Genomic DNA, 4246 nt, shown 5'->3' with positions numbered 1-4246 from the left:
GGTCTGCTGTGGGCAGCCGGCCGCATTTTTGTGTGGCGGGGCCGCGGCGCCCCGGCACGCGGGGTCGTCCGGGCCCGCCCCTTCGCTCGCCCTCCGGGCTCGCTCCGGGGCGGGCCCACGTTCCGTCGTCTGGTCCCAGGTCAGTGACCCGCGGACACAACCTTCAGGGTACTCCCTCGTGCTGCTGGCGCTGGAGTTAGCGCTGAGCGAGTCGGCCGCTTTGTGGCGGTCGGTGCTCGACGGTTTGATCCGGCGCGGCCTGCTGTCACCAAAGCTGCTGGTGAGCGACGGCCACGCTGTCCCGAGGTGGGCGCTGGCGGCCTGGCCGGCGGCTAAGGTGCAGCGGTGCACGCAGCACAAGCTGCGGAACCTGCTCGCGGCGTTCTTGCGGCACGCGCGTGCCGAACTGGAGCGGGACTGGAACCGCATCATCCGGGCGAAGGACGGCCTCGCGGCGAGGAAAGCGCACGACGCGTTCGCCGCCACGTGGCGGCCACTGTGTCCCGCCGTGGTAAACAGCCTCGATGAAGGGAAATTGGAGCCGCTGACGTTCTACGAGTTCCCGCGTGCCGTGCGAAGGGGCTCCGAAAGGTGAACATCTTGGAGAGCCTCGACCGGGGGTTTCGCCGGCCGAAGAAGGCTCAGAGTTCCTTCTCCGCGGAAGAATCAGCCTTGACGTTGCTATTCGCGATGGTCGCCTTCGCGGAGACTTGGCCGCGCCGGATCGCCGGTATTGAGCACTTGAAGAGCCTCGCGATGTTCGCCTCGGCGACCTCCGCGTGATCGGGTAAACCGCTCTTCCAGAGCACAGCTCTAGCTTTTCCACACGAATCGGGACGGATTCGGGTCACCGTTGCCACTTCGTGCAGTGTTTCTGTCTTCCCGTTTCCCGGGATCCTGACCACAAGTATCAGGCGGTGTTAGGCCTGTTCCACTTCCCTCAAGAAGCCGAGAACTCGGTCCATCGGCGGCGGCATGGTTCTTCTCAGCTGTTACGGTACGAGAGCGACCGCAGACCGGTTCGGTGCAGCGCAAGGCCGGCCTGGCGTCGAAGTGCCGCGAGGTGCCGTACGCTCCACCGATTCGGGCAGCCAAGGCGCGCCCACTCTGCCGTCGCTACGATGCTGGCGCTCGGCGGTACCCTACTCCGGCGATTCGGTCGTGACCTCAACCCAGCCTCGTGCGCGCCCCTCGTCTGCTCGGACACAAGGCGGCGGGGACAGCCGACGGCGGTGCAGGAACGCTCCCCGCTACCGCCGTCGTATACTGCACCCGATGCCCAAGAAACCCTGGCCCCCGCGCACCCCGGTCCCGCCCCGCGTTCCCGGGTTCATCGAGCACTGGTCTCCGAAGGTCTTCCTCGCCGTGTCGGCGGTCGCGCTGGCGGCGACATGCGTGGCGGGCTACTTCGAGCACGGGGCGCTGTGGTGCCTGGTCGTGATCGTGCCGCTGGTCGTTCTGGGGCTGGTCGACATGTTCCAGACGTCGCACGCGATCCGGCGGAATTTTCCCGTAATCGGGCACCTGCGGTACGTGCTGGAATCGCTGCGGCCGGAGATCCGCCAGTACTTCGTCGAGTCCGATCTCGAGGAGAACCCGATCAGCCGCGAGAAGCGGTCGATCGTCTACCAGCGGGCGAAGGGCGAGCTCGACACGCTGCCATTCGGCACCCGCGCCGACGTGTACCGCGTCGGGTACGAGTGGATCGCCCACTCGATGGCGCCGGTCGACGCCAGCGGGGAAGCGGAATCGTACCGGGTGGCGATCGGCGAGGGGCGGTGTGCGAAGCCGTACCGGGCGGCGCTGCTGAATGTCTCCGCGATGAGCTTCGGCTCGCTCAGCGCCAACGCGATCCTCGCGCTCAACGAGGGCGCGCGGCTCGGCGGTTTTTACCACAACACCGGCGAGGGCGGGATCAGTCCCTATCACCTGAAGCCCGGCGGCGACCTCGTGTGGCAGATCGGCACCGGCTACTTCGGCTGCCGCAAGCCGGACGGGACGTTCTGTCCGGAGTCTTTCCAGAAGGGCGCGGCGCACGAGCAGGTGCGGATGATCGAGGTGAAGCTATCCCAGGGGGCAAAGCCGGGGCACGGCGGGATCCTGCCGGGGCGAAAGGTGACCGAGGAGATCGCGCGCATCCGGCACGTGCCGGCGGGAAAGGACGTCATTTCGCCTCCGGCGCACACCGCATTCCGGACGCCGCGCGAGCTTCTCGCCTTTCTCGACGAGCTGCGGGAGCTGTCGGGCGGCAAGCCGGTCGGATTCAAGCTCTGCGTCGGGAGGCGGCGCGATTTCCTGGCCATCGTCAAGGCGATGGTCGAAACCGGCTCGCATCCCGACTTCATCACCGTCGACGGCGGCGAGGGCGGCACGGGAGCGGCGCCGCTCGAGTTCTCGAACTCGGTCGGGATGCCGCTCGCCGACGGGCTGAACTTCGTCCACAACGCTCTCGTCGGTGCCGGGCTGCGCGAGAAGGTCAAGATCATCGCCGCCGGCAAGATCACGACCGGGTTCCACGTGCTGCACAAGATCGCCCTCGGCGCCGACCTGACCAACGCCGCCCGCGCGATGATGATCGCGCTCGGCTGCATCCAGGCCCTGAAGTGCAACACGAATCAGTGCCCGGTCGGGGTGGCGACGCAGGACCCGCGGCTGATGCGCGGCCTCGTCGTGGCCGACAAGGCCCGGCGCGTGGCGAACTTCCAGCGCAAGACGGTCGAGGCGGCGTTCGAGCTGCTCGGGGCGGCGGGGCTGCGCCGGCCCGACGAACTCGGCCCGCAGCACATCTTCCGCAGGACCGCATCCGGACAGATCCGCTCGCTGGCGGAGATCCACCCGCCGCTTTCGCCCGGAGCGCTGCTCGACGGCAGCGCGCCGGAGGAGTGGCTGCGGCTGTGGGACGCCGCCGACCCGGCCTCGTTCGGCTGATCGGGTTCGCGCGGCGGCGGGCGGCGAGGCTTTCGGAGGCGACCTCCTTCGAAACCGCGTCGCTCGTCGCGGAGGTGACGGGCCGCCGCTGACCCCCCCGACGCCATTTCGCTCGAGAGCAGGCCGAACGGCATCAGGCTCCCCAGCGGCCACCCCGCGGAGGCGCGAAACGCGTTTCGGGTGCATCCCAACGGCGCCCGGGAGCATCCCCGATGGTGCGAGTCCGGCCCGAACGCCGCGAGCCGCCGGGGATTTCGACCGAAGCCGCGCGGCAGGACCGTCCCGCGCCCGCAACCGCCGGGCCGGCAACGAGTCCGGGAGGAGAGCGCACCGCCGGGAGTGCACCTCGCGACGCGCCCGCCGGCCGTGCGCTGCCGTCCCTCCGCCCCCGAGGCCGCCCGACGGCGGATGGTTCGCGACGGTGCTCGCGGTTCTGGCAGCCCGGAGATCTCGAGGTGACGACGAGTGGCTGCCTCACGGCGGGAACCGTACCGGGCGATTCGCGTCGCTTCTCTTCCCGTCGTCCCGGACGCGCGGAGCGCAGGTGTCCGGCGGCCCCGGAGTCCGTGAGGGCCGCCGAATGCCTCGCGGGGATCGGCCGAGGCCGGACCTCGGCGGATGGCGGCCCCGCTGCGGAGTTTCCCGACCGGCGGCTCGCGATCGATCGAGGCAGCCCCCGCCCCCATCCCATCGCCCGGCGCGAGCGCGCATCGCAGGGCTCACCGGTGCGGCGTCGATCATGCGAAACGCCGCGCGACTCGACGGGAGAAGGGCGCTTCGGCCCCATCTCCGCGGGAGGCGATCCGTTCGAGACCGCAACCTCCGAACTTCCGCCGACTTCGACGGGAAAGCCCAGCTTGGGGATTCACTTTCCAAGGATACGGAGGTGAATCGCCGGTGGTTCGTTGCGGCATCCAAGCCGTGACGGGGTGTCGGTTGCGCGCTCGAAGGGCTCGATGCCCGCCACATCGGGCCGAAGTCTCGTTCCGGCATCGAGTCGCGCGGCTTTTCGTACCGCAGACCCTTCATCCACCAGAAAAGCTCGTCGCCCCGGTGCGGCCGGGCCTCCGTGGCGGCAGGAAGCCTTCGGGAACGGAAGCGCTGGCGCGGCCCGCTGCGAGAGCACCCTCGGCCGCGGCGCGCCCGGAGGATCGGCGCGGGCCACGCGCCGGCGCGCTGCGCGCGGTCGGCGCCCACCGGTTATCGGCCGGGGAGTGCGGCGACGACGATCAGGTTTTCGCCCCAGCCGGCAGGGAGGATCGGCCGGGCCAGGCCCACGGCGAGCATCGTCGGCAGGCAGAACAGCGCGTACTGCGGG

Annotated in this window: 3 protein-coding genes; all 3 read left to right on the top strand. The window is 69.9% G+C overall.

All coding sequences use genetic code 11. The features are described 5' to 3' along the window. The first annotated feature begins 28 nt into the window (after window positions 1-28). Window positions 29-595, top strand: a complete 567-nt coding sequence (locus D6718_05050; GenBank protein ID RMG46733.1) for a hypothetical protein — start codon at window positions 29-31, stop codon at window positions 593-595. Then, on the top strand, window positions 592-783 hold the full coding sequence (locus D6718_05045; protein RMG46732.1) for a hypothetical protein: 192 nt from the start codon (window positions 592-594) through the stop codon (window positions 781-783). Before D6718_05050 ends, D6718_05045 begins: the two co-directional genes overlap by 4 nt. 492 nt (window positions 784-1275) lie before the next feature. Further along, entirely contained in the window at window positions 1276-2928 is a 1653-nt protein-coding gene (locus D6718_05040) for an FMN-binding glutamate synthase family protein (protein RMG46731.1), read from the top strand. Window positions 2929-4246 lie beyond the last annotated feature (1318 nt).

The organism is Acidobacteriota bacterium, from assembly GCA_003696075.1.
In the GTDB taxonomy this organism is placed as follows: domain Bacteria; phylum Acidobacteriota; class Polarisedimenticolia; order J045; family J045; genus J045.
The sequence above is the reverse complement of the archived record's forward strand: the minus strand, read 5'-3'. Positions and strand labels throughout refer to the sequence as shown.